This is a genomic window from Dyadobacter sp. Leaf189, from assembly GCF_001424405.1.
In the GTDB taxonomy this organism is placed as follows: Bacteria; Bacteroidota; Bacteroidia; order Cytophagales; family Spirosomataceae; genus Dyadobacter.
Genome location: NZ_LMPS01000001.1, coordinates 1481052 through 1501907, shown reverse-complemented (window position 1 = coordinate 1501907; position 20856 = coordinate 1481052). Strand labels below are relative to the sequence as shown.

Genomic DNA, 20856 nt, shown 5'->3' with positions numbered 1-20856 from the left:
CATTCCATTTTAATTATCATTGAAAAAACAAGCTTATGCAATATAACATTCTCTGGGCCGACGATGAAATAGATCTTCTCAAACCACACATCATGTTTTTGACGAACAAAGGGTACAATGTCACTCCTGTAAACAGTGGCGCTGATGCTTTGGACCGCATTGAAAATGACCGGTTTGATATAGTTTTTCTGGACGAAATGATGCCGGGTATGACCGGCCTTGAAACACTCGCCCAGATCAAACAACAGCAGCCCAGCCTTCCGGTAGTGATGATCACCAAGAGTGAGGAAGAACACATTATGGAGGATGCAATAGGCTCTAAAATAGATGATTATCTGATCAAACCTCTTAATCCTAATCAAATCCTGCTTTCGGTTAAGAAGATACTCGACAACAAACGACTGGTTACCGAAAAAACGACCCTGAGCTACCAGCAGGAATTCAGAAGCCTGGCTATGCAATACCAGGACAGGATCGGGCACGAAGAGTGGGCAGATATTTATAAGAAACTGATTTACTGGGAACTGGAACTCGAAAATTCCGAGGATCAGGGAATGGCAGAAGTGTTCAGCATGCAGAAAAGTGAGGCGAATGCTAATTTCTGCAAGTTTATTGAAGATGAGTACGAAGACTGGCTGAACGACCCCAAGTCGGATAAGCCAATCTTATCTCACCAATTGATGAAGCAGAAGGTATTTCCACATCTGAAGAGCTCCGACGAACCTGTATTTTTCCTTTTGATCGATAATTTCCGTTATGATCAATGGAAGATGATCCAGCCCATTTTGCAGGAGTATTTCAACATTGAGGAAGAATCTTCCTACTATTCCATTCTGCCAACTACTACTGGGTATGCGCGGAATGCAATTTTCTCGGGCTTAATGCCGAGTGAAATGGAGCGCAAGCATCCGCAGTGGTGGGTTAGCGATGAAAATACGCCGGAAGGTGAAGAGGGACTGAACAACCACGAACAGGATTTCCTGCAAAAACAGCTGGAAATGAACCACTTTAACAACATTAAGTTTTCTTACAACAAGATTCTTAATACAAATCAGGGCAAATCGCTGGTTGACAATTTCAACAACATGCTGAACAATCAGCTGAATGTGATTGTCTATAACTTCGTGGATATGCTGTCGCACGCCAGGACGGACGTGCAGATGATCAAGGAACTGGCGCCAGATGAAGCAGCTTACCGCTCTATTACCCGCTCCTGGATCCAGCATTCTCCCCTTCTGGATTTCATAAAAAAGGTGGCAGAAAAGAAATGCAGGCTGATTTTGACCACTGACCACGGTATGATCCGAGTACAAAAGCCGGTGAAGATCATTGGGTATCGTGAAACAAACACCAACCTGAGATATAAACACGGAAAGAACCTGGGATTTGATGACAACCATTTAATGGTCTGCCGCAAGCCTGAGCGGATATTCCTGCCAAAACCGCACGTTTCAACTTCTTATGTATTCACGAAGGAAGATTACTTCTTCGCCTATCCGAATAACTATAACCAGTACGTCAACCTGTACAGGGATACCTTCCAGCATGGCGGCGTGTCACTGGAAGAGATGATCATTCCGATCATCGATATGACAGCTAAGTAATTAATGCAACAGGTAGCAAACAAAAAGGGGGCAGAGTTTAAAACTCTGCCCCCTTTTTGTTCTTAGTCTGGTGTGACTTAGCTGATTGTCACGCTCCCATTTTCGCATTTCAAAACACGCGCAGGGAATCTTTTTATAAAATCGTGATTGTGAGTAGCCATTAAAATGGCAGTACCTGCATTATTGATTGTTCTGAACACATTCATGATCTGATCACCAACTTCCGGGTCAAGGTTACCAGTAGGCTCATCGGCGATCAGGATTGCCGGCTCGTTGAGCATCGCACGTGCAATTACAATGCGTTGCTGCTCTCCGCCTGAAAGCTGGTGCGGCATTCTTTTCTGAGCAGTACCTAATCCAACTTGCATGAGCACTTCGGCTATTCGTTTCGAAATTTTCGTCTGGTTGTCCCAGCCGGTTGCGCGGAGTACAAATGAAAGATTATCCTCCACAGAGCGATCGGATAAGAGCTGAAAGTCCTGGAACACAATGCCGATCCGGCGACGCAGGAAAGGTATATCTGCTCTCTTGATGTTGTGAAGCTCATAACCAGCCACTTTGGCAGACCCGGTATGGAGCCACAAATCCGCATAGAGGGTTTTCAAAAGTGAACTTTTGCCGCTGCCGGTCCGACCGATCAGATAGACAAATTCTCCCTTTTTAATCTCAAAATGCACGTCATTCAGTACCGGCCGGTCACCCTGGAAAATATCCGCCTGGTCGAGTACAATTATCGGCTCCGAAGACTCAGTCATAATAATGCAAAAACGATTTTTTAGGAGTTACCCTTGTTGTAGTCGGCCAGGAATTTTTCAAGACCGATGTCGGTCAATGGATGCTTCAAAAGTGCCTCCATTGCGCTAAGCGGGCCGGTCATTACATCGGCGCCTACTTCTGCGCATTGGATAATGTGCATCGGGTGACGAACTGATGCAGCCAGTACCTGGGTATCAAATCCATAATTTCTGTAAATAGTAAGAATTTGCTCGATCAGCCCAATTCCGTCTGTTGAAATATCATCCAGACGGCCAATGAAAGGAGATACATAAGTTGCTCCTGCTTTTGCAGCCAGCAGTGCCTGTCCAGCAGAGAAGATCAGTGTACAGTTGGTACGGATTCCTTTGCCTGAGAAATATTTTAATGCCTTCACACCTTCTTTGATCATCGGGATTTTCACCACAATTTTATCATCAATCTCCACCAGCTCTTCACCTTCGCGGATCATTCCTTCCAAATCAACTGATATTACTTCGGCACTTACGTCTCCATCAACAATGTCACAAATTGCTTTGTAGTGACGCATAATATTGTCCTTACCTGTAATTCCTTCTTTCGCCATCAGGGATGGATTGGTGGTAACTCCATCTAAAACGCCAAGCGCCTGTGCCTCCTGAATCTCTTGCAGGTTAGCAGTGTCAATGAAAAACTTCATATCGGAAATTTATTGGTTAGAATATTCCACAAAAGTAGAAAACCCTGGTCAAATGCAAAAAGAAAGAAGGGGGGATCGCAGGGAGGGGAATAAAAAAAGGCAAACCGAGAATCTCACCGCATCAACCACCTACCCTTGCTTCCGTCAGGACCTGGGGGATTCGGAAGGAGCTGGTAGTTCCGATTTGCCGGGTGCAAAGATAAAGACATTTTATTAACAAAAAGAAAACATTCATTTGCCGTTTCGCGCTACTTTTGTGCGAATCACCTAGAAATGAATCAGTATGCCCCGCTTATTTTTTTTATTTTTTTTAGTACTCCTTAATGCCTGCTCCCAATCTTCCGACGCTTTTCTTAAAAAAGGCAAGGATTTGATGAATGAGGGAAAACCACGTGAAGCCATTGAATTCATTAATACAGCAATTGAAAAAAATACAACGAGTGCAGAGGCCTTCAACCTCCGCGCTGTCGCTTACTATGAATTGAAGGAGAATGAAAATGCTTTGCTGGACTTTGCTCAGGCGATTAAACTGGAACCTGACAACTACCGCGCGTATTTCAACCGCGCTCTGCTCTACTCCGGTGAAAACCGCCTCGACTCCGCTTTTGCAGACTACAATAAAGCCGCCACACTTGCGCCCGACACTGCCGACGTTTTTCTCAACCGCGGTCAGTTGCTGGTTCTAATGGACAAACCCACAGAAGCTATCCCGGACTTTGAAAAAGCTACCCGGCTTAATGAAAACAATAAGCAAGCCTGGTATAATCTCGGCAATACTTACTACCGCTTGAAAGATTACAAAAAAGCGACTCTAGCGTTCCGGCAGACAGTAAAACTGGACGGGCAATACGGAAAAGCATTCTATGGACTTGGCCTTTCGCAATGGAATGACGGAGAGAAAGACCTTGGCTGCACCAGTCTCAAACAAGCTGAAAAACTGGGCTATTCCGACGCGGTCAATGCGCTGGCGCAGTTTTGTCAATAAATCGGGGAAAACGGGTAAATTGAGCCTGTGAAAGTACTTTATCTAAATATACCGACTCACTTTTTATTGAAAGAACAATGCGATTGTTTAAAATATTCTTCGGCATCATCTTCGTCATTTTCGCCTACTTCCAACTGAATGATCCTGACTCCGGTGTATGGATCGGGATTTACAGTTTTGCAGCGCTCGCTTGTTTTATGAGTATCCGCGACCTTTGGCCAAGCTGGGTTTTTTATATGCTGGGAGCAGCCTACCTGATAGGTGCTGTGTTTCAATGGCCGTCAGAATTCGAAGGAATTTTCTTTGGCGAAACGCAGATGAGGAGCCTGAACATTGAATTGGCGAGAGAGTCGCTGGGACTTGCAATCAGTGCGATCGTGATGTTTGTGATTGGCAAATGGGGACAGCCTAACTCCTGATCCAGCTGATCTCCTTTATACCCAGATCTGTAAGCTCTTCTCCGTTTGACAGCCTGACAGACAGCTGTCCCAACTCATCGACCCCTGTTACGGTACCTGTATAAACGCGGTCTTTGTAGGAGAACTTCACCTCCTGTGCATACCCATACAGACTGCCCATATACGCCCTGCGAATTTCTGTAAACCGATTGCCGCCTCTCAATTGAAGATAGGCGGCATCAAGGCAACGCATTAACGCTGCAAATTCGTCCCCCAGTGAAAGCTCGCCCCCTGTCTCGATAAACAGTGAGGTTGCGAGATCATTCTCAAAATTCATCTGATTGATGTTCAACCCAATACCGACAATGGAGGTATTCAGTTTGCTGCCCTGGATTGCATTTTCGATCAGTATTCCGCAGATTTTCTTTCCGCCCACAAGAATGTCATTCGGCCATTTTATCTGAACTCCTGAAATATACTTTTCCAGATATGCTTTGATACCTAGAGCAACGGTCTGACTGATAAGAAATTGATTCTGGATGGGCAGAAATGCGGGTGTCAGTACAATTGAAAATGTCAGGTTTTGCCCAGGATTTGCGAACCAGCTTGTCCCCCGCTGTCCCCTTCCTGACAGCTGATGGTCGGTTATGACAACGGTACCCTCCGTGAACAAGCCAGCATGTACTATTTCCGCCGCTATGTCGTTTGTTGAATGACAACTTGGCAGATAGATAACTTTTTTACCAATTATTAAGGTATCCTGTATCGAGTTGTACAATTTTTTTGCTTTACTTTAGGGTTTAGAAAGGAATCCATTACGCATGAAAGAACGCAAAAATAAAGAACTATCTTCAAAAGATCTCTCCGAGCTGGTAGTAAAAGGAATGACAGAAAAGAAGGGCCAGGACATAGCAATACTCGACCTCCGCAAAGTAAAAAATTCAATAACTGATTTTTTCGTGATTTGTTCCGGTAACTCCGATACGCAGATCGATGCTCTGGCAAACTCGGTTGAAGAAGAGGTGTATAAAATCTCTAAAACAGAGCCCTGGCAGAAAGAAGGAAAAGCAAACGGGGAATGGATTTTGATTGACTATGTAGACGTTGTCGCTCACATTTTCAACAAGGAACGCCGTAAGCACTACGATCTGGAAGAACTATGGGGAGATGCAGAGGTGACATACCTGGAAGATTCCATGGTATAAAATGCCGGTGGTGAACATTCATCCTACCGGGAACGTTGTTTATTAAATTTCCTCTTAATTAGAAACAAAGAATGTCCGAAAACGATAACAAAAGGGGGCCCCTCAGTCCTAAAAGTCCTCAAAAGGGATATCAAGGCTGGATTATAGCCGCTCTTATTGCCACTATACTGGGAATTACTTACCTGAATCGTACCTCAACAATCCGCGAAACTACTCAGAAGCGTTTTGAAAAGATGATGGCCGACAGGGAAGTGGAAAGGGTAACTATCGTGAACGATAAGTCGGTAGAAGTAACTCTTAAACCAGAGGCGTTAAAGCAAGATAAATACAAGGTTGTTGCGAAGGAAAATAACTACTTCGGTGGCGAAAGCGCATCGCATTACCAGTTTCAGGTAACATCAGCAGAAACGTTTAAGAAGGATTTTGACAAAATGCAGGAGAAAGTGCCTGACGATGACAAAGTCCCTTTTGTAGTTGATACAAGAAATGACTGGACCAGCTTCCTCGGAACCTGGGGCTTCTTTATCGTAATGATACTGGTGATGTACTTCATCCTCGGCAGAATGTCAGGAGGAGTAGGTCCTGGTGGTCAGATCTTCAATATAGGCCGCTCCCGTGCAACGCTTTTCGACGCTGAAAACAAGGTGAAGATTACATTTAATGATGTGGCTGGCCTTGATGAAGCGAAAGAAGAGATCAAAGAAATTGTAGAATACCTTCAAAGCCCAGACAAATTCAAGAAACTGGGTGCGAAAATCCCAAAAGGTGCATTGCTTGTTGGCCCTCCGGGAACAGGTAAAACTTTGCTTGCAAAAGCTGTTGCGGGTGAAGCAGGTGTTCCATTCTTTTCGCTGTCAGGTTCCGACTTTGTTGAGATGTTCGTAGGTGTGGGTGCTGCCCGTGTGCGTGACCTTTTCAAGCAGGCAAAAGAGAAAGCGCCTTGTATCATATTTATAGATGAGATTGACGCAGTTGGACGTTCTCGTGGACGTGGCGCTATGCCAGGTTCAAACGACGAGCGTGAAAATACATTGAACTCTTTATTGGTAGAAATGGACGGTTTCGCGACCGATTCAGGTATCATTATCGTTGCTGCTACCAACCGTCCGGATGTATTGGATCCTGCCCTGCTTCGCCCGGGCCGTTTTGACCGTCAGATCTCAGTTGACAAGCCAGACGTAATTGGCCGTGAAGCAATCTTCAAAGTGCATTTGAAACCTTTGAAACTGGCAACTGACGTCAACATTCAGAAGTTATCTTCACAAACTCCCGGCTTTGCGGGTGCTGAAATTGCCAACGTTTGTAACGAAGCTGCATTGATCGCGGCGCGTCGTAACCGGGAAGAGGTAACCATGCAGGACTTCCAGGATGCAATGGACCGTGTTATTGGTGGTTTGGAGAAAAAGAACAAACTGATCTCGCCCGAAGAGAAGCAGATCGTAGCATACCACGAAGCTGGTCACGCAGTAGCCGGCTGGTTCCTGGAACACGCTGATCCATTGGTGAAAGTATCTATCGTTCCCCGTGGCGTTGCCGCGTTGGGTTATGCACAGTATCTCCCTCGTGAGCAGTATCTGTATCGTACAGAGCAGCTTTTTGACGAAATGTGTATGACATTGGGTGGAAGAGCGGCTGAGGATGTAGTATTTAGCAAGATATCAACAGGTGCATTAAGTGACCTTGAAAGAGTTACCAAAGTAGCTTACAGCATGGTTACGATGTACGGAATGAACGAAAGGATTGGTAACATTTCTTTCTACGATTCGAAACAGTCGGACTATTCATTCACCAAACCATATTCAGAATCAACTTCACAGGCAATTGACGAAGAAGTAAGAAAGCTGGTTGACCAGGCTTACCAATTTGTTAAAAACCTTTTGATCGAAAAACGTGAGGCGCTGGAAGTGCTGGCCAAAGAACTTCTTGAAAAAGAGATCCTGTTCCAAAGCGACCTTGAAAAGCTGATCGGCAAACGTCCTTACGAAAAAGAAACGAGCTATCAGGCGTACATTAACCGTCGTTCAAACGAGGAAGCTGCCATTCATGAGGAAGTTGTAAAACATACTCTTGAACAGGAAAAGAAGGAAGAAGAGATGGCAGAAGCTGAAAAAGATGCTTCAAACGAATAGAATCTGAAATAAATACCATAAAATAGAAGCCGGGCACTCGAAAGCCCGGCTATTGTTTTATAAACCCATTGAACCAAGAGAAAATATGGCCTTTGAGATATTCAAGCAGCAATTTGGTGATCTTACAGAATATGTAGTGCAGGAAAGTACAACAGGCAACCGCTTCGTAGTGGTACCCGAGCTAGGCGGAATTGTCCGGCAATTATCGCTCCGGAAAGGTCTTACGTTATTTTCTGTCCTGAAAACACCTCCAACACCGGAAACGCTGAAACATGATACGGAAAGTGCAAGTGAGCTTCTGTTCCCGTTTGCCAGCCGCATTCCCGAGGGTAAATACAGGTTCTTGGGAAAAGATTATCAGCTTGCGAAAAATGAAAAGAATGGTCTGAATGCAATTCACGGGCTGGTAAGAAAGCAGCATTTCCATCTGGAAGAACAACTGGCGCATGCTGATCATGCATCCATTAAACTATCGTATCTGATAGATGCGCCTGAAGGTTACCCTTTTCGGGTGCTCTTTTCCATCAGGTATATCCTCCATTTGGATGGGCGTTTTGTTGTTTCCTTTGAAGCTTTGAATGAAGGATCGGAACCTTGTCCGGCTATGTTTGGGTGGCACCCCTATTTCAGGCTGGGGAACGAAGATGTGGAAGCCTGGAAGATTATCATTCCGTCTGATCAGATCGTCACATTTGACAGTAACCAGATTCCTACCGGAGTGGCGCATTTTCACATTGACAAGCCAGCGCTTTTACACCGCAAAGTCTTCGATAATTGTTTTGTTGTAAAGTCAGAAGGACAATTGGCAACTACTGAGCTTATATCCGAAAATCAGGACGTCACACTGTCTGTTACGCAGGAAACAGGAGAAGGCAAATTCAATCATTTGGTAGTTTACACACCGCCTGAAAGGGATTGTATCGCCATTGAGGCACTTACCGCCAATGTTGATTCCTTTAATACGGGAGACGGATTGTATATTCTGCCAGGAGGCGGTGTATTCAGCGGGGAGATTGTAGTACGATTGACTTAACGGTTTTTATGCCAGATCCATTTGTGCCAGATCAGTCGCCAGTGAACAAGGTAACCGAGATGTCCCGACAGGATTCTCAACTTTACTTTCCAATTGTCCCTGTATTTCAGATTGTAAGCTAGAATGCGGAACGTCTTGGTCTTTAAAGTGTCCCTTTCGTCTTCCCAGTGGCTGACAATATCTTGCATAAACCCGGCCGAAGGGTACTCCGCATTGCCGGTTGGATCTACGAGCCGCACATACTGTATCCCCGTGAGCATTTGTGCGGCTCCAAGTGATTCCAGCAGCAGGTTGAAAAAACCTTTGTGACGCGCAATCCGGGAGATATAAGCCCAGTCGAGTGTCGCTGAGTACTGTTTTAACAGCCGCACAAAGTCGGCCATGTATTTCAGCTTATCCCATTGCTCAATTCCTACATGGTGTACCAGCATCATAATCAGCTGATTTTCCAGAACAGGCACATTGACCGTCTTACCCATAATTTGATGCCCCACCATTTCGCTGCACAGCTCCTTCCAGCTGAAATTAAACTGGTAGCGCGGGTAGCTGCAATTCCATTGAATTTCCAGTGACCTTAATGCGTGTTCCCGCACCGGCGTTAATGGGAGCTGATAGTCTGTATTCAGGTAGGCGCTGGCAGCTTTATCGCTTCTCAACAGGTACTTACGGTACGAATCGGGTTCAAATCCATTCTGTTCAAAAACATTCAAACCACCTTGAAGCTGCTCTTTTGCGACAAAAAAATCAATATCCCCAAATTCTCGGAGCCCAGGCTTTTCATACAGCAGCCAGGCCCACAATGCACCTTTCATCAGGAATGCCCGAACACCTTGCTGCGCCAACTGCTGATTCAAATGAACGGAAATGCTGGAAAATGCCATATTGGTAACAGCTTGTCCAACACTGAAATCTCTTAGCTGCGCAAGTACATCGTCAGCGGCCAGGTTGTCCGGATTTTGGGAGAGAAAGTCAAAGGCAAGAGGGCGGACCTGATTCCATTTAGCTTGCCGGCCAAGCTTTTGCCAGTCAATGGAACGGGCCTCAACCTGGAAAGGCAACTCGCTTGCGTTGTCCAGCGACGCTTTGATCAGTAGGTTCAGCTCAGGGGAGATTTTCATGCACTAAACCGAATGAATGACACTCTCCTGAACCCATTTTTCCAATAAGTCAAATCCTTCGGGTCTTCTCTTTTTGATTACCTCCACCTGGGCGGCACATTTCATACTTTGCAGAAAATGTGTTTTTAATACGTCGCCGGTCAGCAATTGCATAGGAAGAGGAAAGTTCCTGATCATTTCGCCGGGCGTTTCGCTCACACTTACCTGCTGTAAAGCAGCCCGGTTCCGGGCTCTGTGCAGGAAAATGATTTTGGTAAGAGGAACAGGCTTATCAGGAAAGTTGGTTTTAGGCTGAAATGAAAACTTGTTCACACCCTCGCTGACAGGTTCGAGATTTCCTCTGTCGTACTGCAAGCCTGCAACGGTTTTATCCCAGATTTTAAGCTGCGGGTAAGCAGGCAGAACAGATAATGTGCCATTCTCCGCTGTCTGAATCGCCGTAAGATCATCGCTCAGCAAGCGGCAACCTGCTTTTATAAATGCAGCGGCGGTAGTAGACTTGCCAGCGCCGGGTGTACCCATGAAACACCAGGCTTCCTCCCCTACCAGCACTGCGCTGGCGTGAAGCAGAAAAAGCCCTCTTTGGAATAATATCAAACCAATTGCCTCACTTACTGTAAAGAGACTGACAAGATTGGGATCTTCTACGAATGGATTCACGACCAGCTCGTTACCGCCGATCGCCTTGAATGTAGCTATACCCGGCCAATGCAATACCAGCTCGCCTGCGTTTTTGCCAAATAATGCACGAATGCCCCGCCTGTAAACCTGTGTCTTGCTAAGATCCGGTAGTTCAATGGTGGCTGTTTTGATTTGCAGATCAGGTGATGTAGCAGGATCACCTTCGCTCAATTCCGGTAGTGGTATTTCAGAAAATACATTCAGCCCGAAAGCCTTGTAATAATGCATGTATAATTTAGGTTAGCTCATTCCCAAACCCAGAGACGCTTGTATGAAATCGCGTCAGGCCAGTCGCCTATGATGATATGTCCATTACGCTCAACCCACGCGTGGGCTTCAAAGGATTTGGCAGGGTTGATTTCGAAACCGATTTCAAGTGTTAATGCAGGAATTTTACGAAGCAGAAACTTGGTGGCAAGCGCGCGAGGGAGGCATAACAGCTCAATTGGCAATAAATTCGCGGCAGTATCCACGGCCCAAACAACCTGGTCTATCTCCGCTTTGGATTTTTCCTCCACCGTTTTCGTACTGGTTAACCGGTGGAAAAGCTTTCTGAATGTAGCAAATGGGAGCAATGAAAGTCCGGCCTTCACCAGCAACAGACAAGCGGTCGCTTTTACAAAGATCAGCTTACCGGAGTTACTCAGGCTTTGCCATTTACCAAAAAATCTGCGCAGCTTTCCCAACTTATTTCACAGTTTCAACCAGCTTTTCAGATATCAGATCTTTCAGCAAAGTATCGACATCATTTTTACAGGTATCAAGATCGATGTCATACTCGCTTACCACTACATCACACAGTTCGTCAATTGTCTGCGGCCCTTTTTCAAGCGTATCCCAGATCAGCACTCCAACTTCGTCCAGGCCATAATAGGCGCCTTTGTTGTGATTGAGAATAACGGTTTCACCCGCTACTTTTGACGAAATCTGATCTGAGGTTAATTGATATTTCATGAAGGGAATTGAAAAAGTATAATGTGCCGTTTGTACAAAGTTAAAAATTTTACTCAGTCAATCTCAAACTTTATTCCCTGCGCCAATGGAAGCGTGCTGCCGTAGTTAACGGTGTTGGTCTGCCGGCGCATGTAGGCTTTCCAGGCATCCGATCCTGATTCTCTCCCACCGCCTGTCTCCTTTTCACCACCAAATGCACCGCCGATCTCTGCCCCCGACGTACCGATGTTGACATTCGCAATGCCGCAGTCGGAGCCTGCCTGTGACAGGAACAGTTCTGATTCTCTGATGTTTAATGTAAAAATAGCGGAAGACAAACCTTGCGGTACATCATTCTGCATTGCAATCGCCTCTTCCAGGGTAGTGTACCTGATCAGATACAGGATAGGCGCAAATGTTTCGTGCTGAACAATGGGCCAGTTGTTGTCAACTTCTACAATACAGGGCTTAACATAGCAGCCTGAACTGAACCCTTCACCTTCCAGAATACCTGGCTCTACGGCAAATTGCGCCCCTGCTTCTTTCAAGTTCTGAATAGTACCATTGTATCGTTCAACAGCCTGCAAGTCGATCAATGGGCCGACGTGATTCCCGGCATCAAGCGGATTTCCGATTTTCAGTTGACCATATGCGCGAACAAGCCGGGATTTTACTTCTTCATAAATACTGTCCTGTACAAGTACGCGCCGCGTCGAAGTGCATCGCTGGCCCGCAGTTCCGGCTGCTCCGAAGACAATGCCCGGAATGGCGAGGTTGACGTCCGCGTGCGGAGTAACAATAATCGCATTGTTACCGCCCAGTTCCAGGATACTTTTTCCAAGTCTGCGCCCTACTGCCTCCGCCACCGCTTTTCCCATTCTCGTACTTCCTGTAGCAGATACCAAAGCCACACGCGTATCGGAAGCGATCCATTCCCCTGCTTCGCGCCCGCCTACGATCACGCAGGATACCCCCTCGGGTACCTCGTTGTTTTTCAGGACGGACTGGATGATATTCTGACAAGCCAGAGCTGTAAGCGGTGTTTTTTCCGAAGGTTTCCATATACAAACATTGCCGCAGACCCAAGCCAGCATCGCATTCCAGGACCACACAGCTACGGGGAAGTTGAATGCAGAAATGATCCCGACGATACCAAGCGGATGCCATTGTTCAAACATCCGGTGCTGTGGCCGCTCGCTATGCATACTCAGCCCGTAAAGCTGGCGCGATAACCCGACGGCAAAATCACAAATATCGATCATTTCCTGAACCTCCCCGAGGCCCTCCTGCAAGCTTTTACCCATTTCATAGCTGACAAGCGTACCCAGCTCGGTCTTGGCATTTCGAAGCGCGTCGCCCATTTGCCGCACGATCTCGCCACGATTAGGCGCAGGCAGCATTCTCCAAATCCTGAATGCCTCTTCTGCCTTTTTCACTACCTGATCGTAATCGCTCCGCTCTGCCTGATTGGCTCCGGCGATCTTTTTACCATCAACTGGTGAAATGGATTCAATGACGTCGCCATCGCCCGTCCAGCTTTTCTGACCGGTTGTAATGCCATTGTTTAGTGGCTGTATATCCAGCTTGTTTAATACAGATCTTATATCAATCATTTTAGAAAAGCGTTTTAAAGGAAAAAGCGGCCGTTTTGGGTTGCAAGAAAATCGCTCAGAAGAATATCTTCCTGCCTGATAAAACCCGTTTGCGGAAGAATGCCATCTGCTACCATTTCCACTACTGCCGCTATGGATGCCGCCGTAGTCCAGGAAATTGCCCGCCAATGTATCCCGTCAATCTCGATCGGGTGATATGCCTTATAAAACTCCTCGCGTTCGAGCCGGTTGTCTTTCCAGCCTTCCACCACTGCATACACGTACACTACATCCTGCTGAACGGGCGGTTTGGCTTCTGTCAGGATCTGTTCGACGAGCTCGCGCTTGTCTTTCAAGCAAAGTTCATAGAGCATGAACTTCATCAGACTACAATGTCCCGGGTAACGGATCGTCTTGTAATTGAGCGTATCCAGCTTGCCTTCCAGCGTTTCACACATGGTACCGAGGCCGCCGGAAGTACTGAATGCTTCAAACTCCTGACCTTCGATATTGATCATTTCAATACCTTCTAAAGAGGGTACCATTTTCCTGACACCGTTATGAATAACTTCCGCATCATTAATGTATTCATTCACGACGCCCGCCGGCGACCAGGTAAAAGAATAGCCCATTAATCCGTTTGGGTAACGTGGCAATGCACCCACACGCAGCTCCATATCACGCAGCCTTGTGAATTTCTTTGCAAGATCCATTCCTACAATCCCGATGAACCCGGGCGCCAGGCCGCACTGCGGAGCGAATACGTTGCTGCTGTCTTTGGCCAGCTCGCGAATGGCTGCTGTGGTACCAACATCTTCCGTAAGATCGAAATAATGGATGCCGTGCTCATAAGCTTTGCGGGCAATCGGCAGATTGAGATTGTAAGGCATACACGACACAACAGCATCCTGACCGCTCATTAACTGATCCAATTTTTCAGGATCATTCACATCACCTGAAAGTACAGGAAACGGGAGCACCAACGCAGGCGAGGCTTTATCCACACCTGTCACATCAAAGCGCTTGCTCAACAGTGTTCCCGCCAGCGAGCCAACTTTACCTAAACCGATAACGAGAATTTTTTGCATGTATAGTTTTGACGGGTTTTAGTTAAATTATTTGAAGGTTTTTGAAAGATATGAAAAGAAATTGCAGTTTTTAAAACTTACATTTCATTTTTGCATGATCAAACTATTACGATGCAGATAGCAATTGTTGGTGGAGGCGCTTCCGGATTTATGGCGGCAATTACCGCCGCTGAGACATTCCCGGAGGCAAGAATTGTCATTTTAGAAAAGAACAGGACCGTTTTGAACAAGGTTAGGATCTCGGGCGGGGGTCGCTGCAATGTGACTCACAACCCTTCCGATCTCCGGTTTTTTATTAAAAATTATCCACGCGGCGAAAAGCTGCTGCGAAAACTGCTGCCCCGATTTGACGCGAATGCAACCGTAAATTGGTTTGAAAAAAAAGGTGTCAAGTTGAAGACGGAGGCGGACGGAAGAATGTTCCCGGTAACGGATTCTTCCCACACCATCATTGAATGTCTGCTCCGGACTGCACGCCAGCTAAATATTGAAATCAGAACAAGTACCACGGTGGATTCATTTATATCCACTCCGGAAGGCTTCGAACTGCATTTGGCAGATAGTCAAGTTTTAAAGGCCGACAGGCTGCTCATAGCCACCGGAGGCTATCCCCGGCTAAGCAGTTTTGACTGGCTCGAAACGCACCGCCACGAGATCATTTCGCCAGTACCCTCGCTTTTTACATTCAATACACCTCAAAATTTCCTGCTTCCGCTTGCAGGTGTTTCAGTTCAGGATACGGTTGTCAAAATCTCGGGTACCAAATACGAGTGGCGTGGTCCATTACTGATCACACACTGGGGCCTCAGCGGGCCGGCCGTTCTGAAGCTTTCAGCCTGGGGGGCCCGCGAACTGGCTGAGAAGAATTATGAATTCGGGTGCAGGGTCAACTGGTTACCTGAATTGAATGAACAGCAGGTGCGCGAATTCCTGATCAATGAAAAAACCAAAACACCGAAACAGCAGGTAGTCTCCAATGCAAGGTTTGGCTTGCCGCTCCGGCTTTGGAAAGCTTTTACTGAAATGGTGGAAATTCCTGAAACACTGAAATGGGGAGATGCGAGCCACAAAAACCTAAATCGTCTCACAGAAGTACTTACAAACAGCCAGTTTGCAGTAAGTGGAAAAACGACCTTCAAGGAAGAATTCGTGACTTGCGGCGGTATTTCGCTGACAGACATTGATCCTGAAACATTGCAAAGCCGCTCTGTAAGTGGATTGTACTTCGCAGGGGAAGTAATGGACGTAGACGGTATCACAGGCGGGTTCAACTTTCAGAACGCGTGGACAACCGGCTACATCGCAGGCAAAAACATCGGCCTTACTCAGCCATAGCATCGAAGTAGGCCCGCACTTTCCTGGCGCGATCTAACCCCACAAGTTCGGTGAGGGTTTCCAATGAGCTTTCGCGAATGCCGCGCACCGAGCCAAAATGCTTTAAGAGCTTCGCGGCAGTGACCTTCCCTACGCCAACAACTCCTTCCAGTTCACTGATCAGGCTTCCCTTGCTACGCTTGTCACGGTGGAAAGTGATTGCAAAACGGTGGGCTTCGTCGCGTATCTGCTGGATCAGTTTGAGTGACTCCGACTTTTTATCAATATAAAGCGGTAGTGAATCTTCCGGAAAATAGATCTCTTCCAAACGCTTCGCAATACCTATTATAGGAATCTGACCGTAAATACCCAGACTTTTCAATGCATCACAGGCTGCTCCAAGCTGCCCCTTACCTCCATCTATCACAATCAGATCTGGCAGCGGCTGCTCCTCAGCGATCAACCGCAGGTAGCGCCTGCTCACAACCTCATTCATGGACGCAAAGTCATTGGGTCCGATCACCGTTTTGATATTAAAATGCCGGTAGTCTTTCTTGGAAGGTTTCCCCTCTTTGAAACAAACCATAGCCGCTACCGGATTAGTACCCTGAATGTTGGAGTTATCAAAGCATTCAATGTGTCTTGGCAGGCTTTTCAGCTGTAAATCAGTCTTCAAACGAATCAGTACCCTGTCTTTTTTAGACGAGGTAGCAGAAGCTTCCACTTCCCGGCGCTCCGCCTTTTCCCTGCGAAAATACATCACGTTTTTCATTGACATATCCAGCAGCTTCTTCTTGTCGCCGATCTGCGGAACGGTTACTTCAAGCCGCATTTCAAGATCAGGCTTCACATTCGAAATCAGCTCCCGGGCCTCTGCACCGTAAGTACTGCGCATTTCGATGATCATCATTGCCAGTATATCGCGGTCGCTTTCGTCCAGCTTTTTCTTCACCTCGACCGTCTGTGTAGCCACCATATACCCCTGTTTTATCTTCATAAAATTAAGGTATGCAGCCTCTTCATCAGACACGATCGTCAGCACATCGATATTCCCGATACGTGGATTGATAACCGTCGCTTTACTCTGGAAATTAGAAAGATGTTCAATCTTGGTCTTCCACGCATGCGCTTTCTCAAACGCCATTTGCTCTGCCGCAGCAAGCATTTTCTCCTTGAAGTATTGCTGCGGGGACGACAGGTTGCCTTTTAGGATATTGTGTACCTGCTCTATCTCTGCATTGTATTCGGGCTCCGTTTGCAGACCTTCGCACGGGCCTTTACAATTGCCAATATGGTATTCAAGACAAACCTTAAATTTCCTTGCTTCGATATTCGGTTTGGTGAGCGGAAGTTGACAGGACCTGATCTGATACAGCGACTTGAACATGTCAAGCAGCGTGTGCATTGACCTCAGATTTGCGAAAGGACCGTAGTAAGTACCTTTGCCCCGATCCATATTACGCGTCGGAAAAACCCTTGGAAAAGGCTCGTCGGTAATGCAGATAAACGGATAAGTTTTATCGTCTTTGAGAAGAATGTTAAATTTAGGCTGCAACTGTTTGATCAACTGGTTTTCCAGCAGCAGCGCGTCCCATTCACTTAGCACAATGGTGTACTCGATCCTTCTGATCTGACTTACAAGTCGTCTCGTCTTGCGATCGTGTTGGTTGGATTTCAGGAAATAACTGGAAACTCTGCTTTTCAGGTTTTTAGCTTTCCCCACATAAATCACCGTTCCCGTTTCGTCAAAATACCGGTAAACTCCGGGATCGTTCGGAATCTTTGAAAGCTCTTCCTTATAGTTGAATTCGGACATTTAATAAAAGATACTCAGGAAAAATCAGATCTGGTATTGGCAAAAAACAAGCGTACCAATTGAAAAGTTGCGTCTCTTACCAACCTGAATGCCTCATTTTGGGCAACATCCAGGTTCATTGGTCTATCCAAAACAGAAACCGCGTACGTAATACCTGCGTCGCGGGTTTGTTCCGGGGTGATTTGAAGGGTACCGCACACCGCGGCAAGAGGTACCTGATACTGCTGACAGAAGTCCGCCAATCCTTTTACTACCTTTCCGCTCAGTGTTTGTTCATCAATCTTTCCTTCGCCGGTAATGACGAGATCAGCTTGCTTGATCAGCTCGACGATATTACTCTGGTCGATTACAATGCTGACTCCGTCTCTCAATTCAGCATTCAAAAACCACATGCAACCTGCGCCAAGCCCGCCGGCAGCACCGGCGCCAGGTACCTCGCTGTAATCCCGACCGAAGGTTTTGCTAGCTACGTCGGCCACATTTCTTAATCCATTGTCAAGCACTTCCACCATTTCAGCGGTCGCGCCTTTTTGCGGACCATATACATAAGCTGCTCCATTGGTTCCAAATAGAGGATTTGAAACATCGCATGCGACTACAATGGATACAGCGCTTAACCTGGGATCTGCATTGGCAGTTTCAATGCGGTCGATCAGGGACAAATTGCCTCCATTGACTCCCAGCATTTTATTGTTTTTATCAAAAAACCGAAAACCGAGTGCAGCAGCCAGCCCGATGCCGCCGTCGGTTGTAGCACTGCCGCCAATTCCCAGAATAATCTTCTTGACACCCCGGTTCAATGCATCAAGGATCAGTTCACCGGTACCAAATGTAGTTGTGAGCAGCGGATTACGCTCATTTTCCGAAAGTAACTTCAAGCCCGATGCCGCAGCCATTTCAATGAATGCAACCTCACTATCAGCAGAAAGTCCATAAGAAGCGGTTACCTCGCGTTCCAGTGGGTCAGAGACTTTGACCTCAATTCGTGTACCACCAGCCTGCTTTGTCAGGATCTGTGCTGTCCCCTCTCCTCCGTCGGCAAGCGGTACTGTGGTTACATTCGCATCCGGATAGGCAAGCAAAATACCCGCACGGATTGCATTGCATACCTCGTCCGCTTCGAGCGAACCACGAAACTTATCGGGTGCAACGAGAATATTCAATGCTTTCCAGTTTTGAGGATTAAAACAAAACGCCCTCGTCGTCAGATCTGGATGGCGGAACATAGGTGTCGGTACTATCCATAGATACATTACCGCATTCCCTGACGTAGTTTTCAGGTTTGTTGAATGGGCCTTTTCTGTATTGTACAAGTGTTTGGTCGGCATACACTTTCTTCATATACATCCCCCAGGCGGGCATCGCAATCCGGCCACCCTGACCTAATGCAATGGTACGGAAGTGGATCGCACGATCTTCTCCCCCAACCCAGATACCAGTAACAAGATTTTGCGTCATACCCATGAACCAACCATCGGAATAGTTTGAGGTAGTTCCCGTTTTCGCAGCGATTTCGTTACCTTCTGTTACACCCCATTGTCTGAGTCGGCCAGCTGTTCCACCCGGATCTTCAACTGCGCCGCGCATGAGGTAAAGCATATTATATGCCATATTTTCACTGATCTCCTGATTTTGCTTCTGAAAGAACTCTTGTAAAACGTTACCATAGCGGTCCTCGATTCGCAGGATCGTCATCGGCTCCGTACGGTGCCCCCCATTTGCAAATGCACAATAAGCGCCCACCATCTCATAAACAGAAACATCGCTGATACCCAGACAGAGTGAAGGTACCGCCTGTAAGTCACTGGTGATTCCCAGTTTATGGGCATACTCCACAACCGTTTTCGGCCGGACCATTTTCATCAGATAGGCACTGACTGTGTTCACCGATTTTCCGAGTGCCTGGCGCAGCGAAAGTGCCTGGTAAGAGTATTTGTTATTAGAGTTCTTCGGAGACCAACCGCCGGGAACCCCGTCGGAAGGACCAAAATAAATGGGCTGATCCGTTACATGATCGCAAGGTGTCAGGAAGCTCTTATCCAACGCAGAAACATAAACAAAGGGCTTGAACGTGGAGCCTGGCTGGCGTGAACCCTGCTTTACGTGGTCATATTTAAAGTATTTGAAATTGATACCACCTACCCAGGCTTTCACATGTCCGTTCCGCGGGTCCATTGACATCATACCTGCGCGCAAAAAGCGTTTGTAATAAGCAATTGAATCCATCGGGCTCATCATCACCTCTTTCTCTCCATTCCACGTAAAAACCTTCATTTTGTAAGGTTTGCGCATGATTTTCCAGGCTTCTTCTTCACCCAGGTCTCTTTTCAGGGATATGAAATGCGGCGTTTTCTTAGCTGCCGACACCAAAAATCCAGGTATCTCTTTCCCATTGTCAAAAGTCCACGGGTTTCTGCCTTTCCAGTGTTCGTCAAAAAGCCGCTGCTGTTCTTTCATGTGCTCTTTTAAAGCATCTTCCTGATAGCGCTGCATTCTTGAATCGATGGTCGTGTAAATACGTAAACCACTGGTATACAAATCGTAATCCTTATCGTGCTCTTCGTTGTAGATCTTAACCCAGCTTTTGAGGTAGTTCCGCATTGACTCGCGGAAGTAAGGCGCCAATCCAGTATTGTGACTGTCGACGGTGAAGTTGAGGCCAAGCGGTTTTTCCTTATATCTCAAAAAATCCTCTTCCGGGATGTACTCGTACTTCATCATTTGCGCCAGTACCGTATTGCGGCGGTTGGTCGCATTGGTTGGGAAACGAAGCGGATTAAAAAGCGTTGGATTTTGAAGCATTCCCACGAGTAAGGCGGCCTCCGTTACATTCAGGTCCCAGGCTTCCTTGTCAAAGTAGGTTTTGGCAGCCACTTTGATACCATAAGTGTTATTACCGAAAGAAACAGTGTTGAGATACATTTGCATGATCTCCTGCTTTGTATACTTTCTTTCAAGAATTACGGCAAGTACCCATTCCTTGGTCTTCGCGATCACGATCCTGATTCCCGGAATTTTACCTAATAATCCTTCATACTCCTCAGACCTTGTATTGAAAAGGTTTTTGGCAACCTGCTGCGTGAGGGTACTACCTCCCCCTGAACTTGAATTACCCGAAACAACTCCTTTGAATACACGCAACAAACTTCTTGGGTCGATCCCGGAGTGGTTTACAAAACGCGCGTCCTCAGTAGCAACCAATGCGTCGATCAGATTAGGTGAAATCTGGGAAATATCGATCTGTGTACGGTTTTCGAAAAAGTACTTACCAAGAGACTTTCCATCCTCGCTGATCAGCTCGGAAGCGAGTTCGCTTTTCGGGTTTTCCAGGATCTTTAAATCCGGCATTCCACCAAAAAGCCAGAAAAAGTTAAAGCTTACAGCAACAATATAAAGGATAATCAGACCCAGTCCCAGTGCCACATACTTCCATAAGCGTATAATGGTGCGACGATATTTTCCGGGTTGTAACTCAATCATTAGATGTGGGATTTGGTATTGAAAACTTACAAAGATATGATTTCGGGG

At 46.5% G+C, this 20856-nt stretch carries 19 protein-coding genes; 7 read left to right on the top strand and 12 right to left on the bottom strand.

Translation table 11 applies throughout. From position 1 onward, the window contains the following. Nucleotides 1-35 precede the first annotated feature (35 nt). Nucleotides 36-1604, top strand: a complete 1569-nt coding sequence (locus tag ASG33_RS06340; RefSeq protein ID WP_056281463.1) for a bifunctional response regulator/alkaline phosphatase family protein — start codon at nucleotides 36-38, stop codon at nucleotides 1602-1604. A 77-nt stretch (nucleotides 1605-1681) separates the two neighbouring features. On the opposite strand, the gene ASG33_RS06335 is transcribed toward ASG33_RS06340, so the two are convergent. Continuing rightward, nucleotides 1682-2359: a cell division ATP-binding protein FtsE gene (locus tag ASG33_RS06335; RefSeq protein WP_056281461.1), complete on the bottom strand. Its 678-nt coding sequence runs from the start codon at nucleotides 2357-2359 to the stop codon at nucleotides 1682-1684. A 20-nt stretch (nucleotides 2360-2379) separates the two neighbouring features. Beyond that, nucleotides 2380-3036 (bottom strand): fructose-6-phosphate aldolase, encoded by a 657-nt coding sequence (fsa, locus tag ASG33_RS06330; protein WP_056281459.1) that lies wholly within the window; start codon nucleotides 3034-3036, stop codon nucleotides 2380-2382. Between the two features lie 283 nt (nucleotides 3037-3319). Between fsa and ASG33_RS06320 the strand changes: the two genes are divergently transcribed. Together ASG33_RS06320 and ASG33_RS06315 are read left to right on the top strand one after the other, a co-directional pair. After that, nucleotides 3320-4021 (top strand): tetratricopeptide repeat protein, encoded by a 702-nt coding sequence (locus ASG33_RS06320; RefSeq protein ID WP_056281455.1) that lies wholly within the window; start codon nucleotides 3320-3322, stop codon nucleotides 4019-4021. Between the two features lie 77 nt (nucleotides 4022-4098). After that, nucleotides 4099-4440 carry a transmembrane 220 family protein gene (locus tag ASG33_RS06315; protein ID WP_056281453.1) on the top strand — a complete coding sequence of 114 codons (342 nt, stop codon included), beginning with the start codon at nucleotides 4099-4101 and terminating at the stop codon, nucleotides 4438-4440. On the opposite strand, the gene ASG33_RS06310 is transcribed toward ASG33_RS06315, so the two are convergent. Further along, nucleotides 4430-5197, bottom strand: coding sequence for a biotin--[acetyl-CoA-carboxylase] ligase (locus tag ASG33_RS06310; protein WP_056281451.1), 768 nt, complete (start codon nucleotides 5195-5197; stop codon nucleotides 4430-4432). The genes ASG33_RS06315 and ASG33_RS06310 overlap by 11 nt on opposite strands. A gap of 43 nt (nucleotides 5198-5240) precedes the next feature. On the opposite strand from ASG33_RS06310, the gene rsfS reads away from it, so the two are divergent. From rsfS to ASG33_RS06295, 3 genes are all read left to right on the top strand, one after another. Next, nucleotides 5241-5624 (top strand): ribosome silencing factor, encoded by a 384-nt coding sequence (gene rsfS, locus ASG33_RS06305; RefSeq protein WP_031525662.1) that lies wholly within the window; start codon nucleotides 5241-5243, stop codon nucleotides 5622-5624. Nucleotides 5625-5695: 71 nt separating this feature from the next. Further along, complete coding sequence (gene ftsH / locus ASG33_RS06300; protein WP_056281448.1) at nucleotides 5696-7753, top strand: ATP-dependent zinc metalloprotease FtsH; 2058 nt, start codon at nucleotides 5696-5698, stop codon at nucleotides 7751-7753. Nucleotides 7754-7838: 85 nt separating this feature from the next. After that, a complete protein-coding gene (locus ASG33_RS06295; protein WP_056281446.1) occupies nucleotides 7839-8786 on the top strand; it encodes an aldose 1-epimerase in 948 nt (315 codons plus the stop codon). Here the strand turns inward: ASG33_RS06295 and ASG33_RS06290 are convergent. From ASG33_RS06290 to ASG33_RS06265, 6 genes are read right to left on the bottom strand one after another with little or no spacing between them, the layout of a single operon-like run. Further along, nucleotides 8783-9904 (bottom strand): nucleotidyltransferase family protein, encoded by a 1122-nt coding sequence (locus ASG33_RS06290; RefSeq protein WP_056281444.1) that lies wholly within the window; start codon nucleotides 9902-9904, stop codon nucleotides 8783-8785. The genes ASG33_RS06295 and ASG33_RS06290 overlap by 4 nt on opposite strands. Nucleotides 9905-9907: 3 nt before the next feature. Next, entirely contained in the window at nucleotides 9908-10813 is a 906-nt protein-coding gene (locus tag ASG33_RS06285) for a hypothetical protein (RefSeq protein ID WP_056281443.1), read from the bottom strand. Between the two features lie 17 nt (nucleotides 10814-10830). Beyond that, nucleotides 10831-11271: a lasso peptide biosynthesis B2 protein gene (locus ASG33_RS06280; RefSeq protein WP_056281441.1), complete on the bottom strand. Its 441-nt coding sequence runs from the start codon at nucleotides 11269-11271 to the stop codon at nucleotides 10831-10833. Nucleotide 11272: 1 nt separating this feature from the next. Continuing rightward, nucleotides 11273-11539 (bottom strand): PqqD family protein, encoded by a 267-nt coding sequence (locus ASG33_RS06275; RefSeq protein WP_056281440.1) that lies wholly within the window; start codon nucleotides 11537-11539, stop codon nucleotides 11273-11275. A 53-nt stretch (nucleotides 11540-11592) separates the two neighbouring features. Further along, complete coding sequence (locus ASG33_RS06270; RefSeq protein ID WP_409012501.1) at nucleotides 11593-13131, bottom strand: aldehyde dehydrogenase family protein; 1539 nt, start codon at nucleotides 13129-13131, stop codon at nucleotides 11593-11595. A gap of 14 nt (nucleotides 13132-13145) precedes the next feature. Then, a complete protein-coding gene (locus ASG33_RS06265) occupies nucleotides 13146-14198 on the bottom strand; it encodes a saccharopine dehydrogenase family protein (protein ID WP_056281438.1) in 1053 nt (350 codons plus the stop codon). 111 nt (nucleotides 14199-14309) lie between these two features. On the opposite strand from ASG33_RS06265, the gene ASG33_RS06260 reads away from it, so the two are divergent. Continuing rightward, a complete protein-coding gene (locus ASG33_RS06260; protein ID WP_056281432.1) occupies nucleotides 14310-15533 on the top strand; it encodes an NAD(P)/FAD-dependent oxidoreductase in 1224 nt (407 codons plus the stop codon). Here ASG33_RS06260 and uvrC read toward each other — a convergent pair. Genes uvrC through ASG33_RS06245 form a run of 3 tightly spaced genes read right to left on the bottom strand, consistent with a single transcriptional unit; the run spans nucleotide 15520 to nucleotide 20808 of the window. Next, a complete protein-coding gene (gene uvrC, locus ASG33_RS06255; protein WP_056281430.1) occupies nucleotides 15520-17328 on the bottom strand; it encodes an excinuclease ABC subunit UvrC in 1809 nt (602 codons plus the stop codon). The two genes, ASG33_RS06260 and uvrC, sit on opposite strands and share 14 nt — an antisense overlap. 14 nt (nucleotides 17329-17342) lie before the next feature. Beyond that, nucleotides 17343-18491, bottom strand: coding sequence for a glycerate kinase (locus ASG33_RS06250; RefSeq protein WP_056281428.1), 1149 nt, complete (start codon nucleotides 18489-18491; stop codon nucleotides 17343-17345). A 19-nt stretch (nucleotides 18492-18510) separates the two neighbouring features. Continuing rightward, nucleotides 18511-20808 (bottom strand): penicillin-binding protein 1A, encoded by a 2298-nt coding sequence (locus ASG33_RS06245; protein WP_056281426.1) that lies wholly within the window; start codon nucleotides 20806-20808, stop codon nucleotides 18511-18513. Between the last annotated feature and the right edge of the window lie 48 nt (nucleotides 20809-20856).

Coding starts and splice junctions, on each gene's coding strand:
- ASG33_RS06340 (WP_056281463.1), top strand. CDS start 36: ATGCAATATAACATTCTCTGGGCCGACGATGAAATAGATCTTCTCAAA.
- ftsH (WP_056281448.1), top strand. CDS start 5,696: ATGTCCGAAAACGATAACAAAAGGGGGCCCCTCAGTCCTAAAAGTCCT.
- ASG33_RS06275 (WP_056281440.1), bottom strand. CDS start 11,539: ATGAAATATCAATTAACCTCAGATCAGATTTCGTCAAAAGTAGCGGGT.
- ASG33_RS06245 (WP_056281426.1), bottom strand. CDS start 20,808: ATGATTGAGTTACAACCCGGAAAATATCGTCGCACCATTATACGCTTA.
- ASG33_RS06320 (WP_056281455.1), top strand. CDS start 3,320: ATGCCCCGCTTATTTTTTTTATTTTTTTTAGTACTCCTTAATGCCTGC.
- ASG33_RS06290 (WP_056281444.1), bottom strand. CDS start 9,904: ATGAAAATCTCCCCTGAGCTGAACCTACTGATCAAAGCGTCGCTGGAC.
- ASG33_RS06285 (WP_056281443.1), bottom strand. CDS start 10,813: ATGCATTATTACAAGGCTTTCGGGCTGAATGTATTTTCTGAAATACCA.
- uvrC (WP_056281430.1), bottom strand. CDS start 17,328: ATGTCCGAATTCAACTATAAGGAAGAGCTTTCAAAGATTCCGAACGAT.
- ASG33_RS06270 (WP_409012501.1), bottom strand. CDS start 13,131: ATGATTGATATAAGATCTGTATTAAACAAGCTGGATATACAGCCACTA.
- rsfS (WP_031525662.1), top strand. CDS start 5,241: ATGAAAGAACGCAAAAATAAAGAACTATCTTCAAAAGATCTCTCCGAG.
- ASG33_RS06295 (WP_056281446.1), top strand. CDS start 7,839: ATGGCCTTTGAGATATTCAAGCAGCAATTTGGTGATCTTACAGAATAT.
- ASG33_RS06260 (WP_056281432.1), top strand. CDS start 14,310: ATGCAGATAGCAATTGTTGGTGGAGGCGCTTCCGGATTTATGGCGGCA.
- ASG33_RS06265 (WP_056281438.1), bottom strand. CDS start 14,198: ATGCAAAAAATTCTCGTTATCGGTTTAGGTAAAGTTGGCTCGCTGGCG.
- ASG33_RS06315 (WP_056281453.1), top strand. CDS start 4,099: ATGCGATTGTTTAAAATATTCTTCGGCATCATCTTCGTCATTTTCGCC.
- ASG33_RS06335 (WP_056281461.1), bottom strand. CDS start 2,359: ATGACTGAGTCTTCGGAGCCGATAATTGTACTCGACCAGGCGGATATT.
- fsa (WP_056281459.1), bottom strand. CDS start 3,036: ATGAAGTTTTTCATTGACACTGCTAACCTGCAAGAGATTCAGGAGGCA.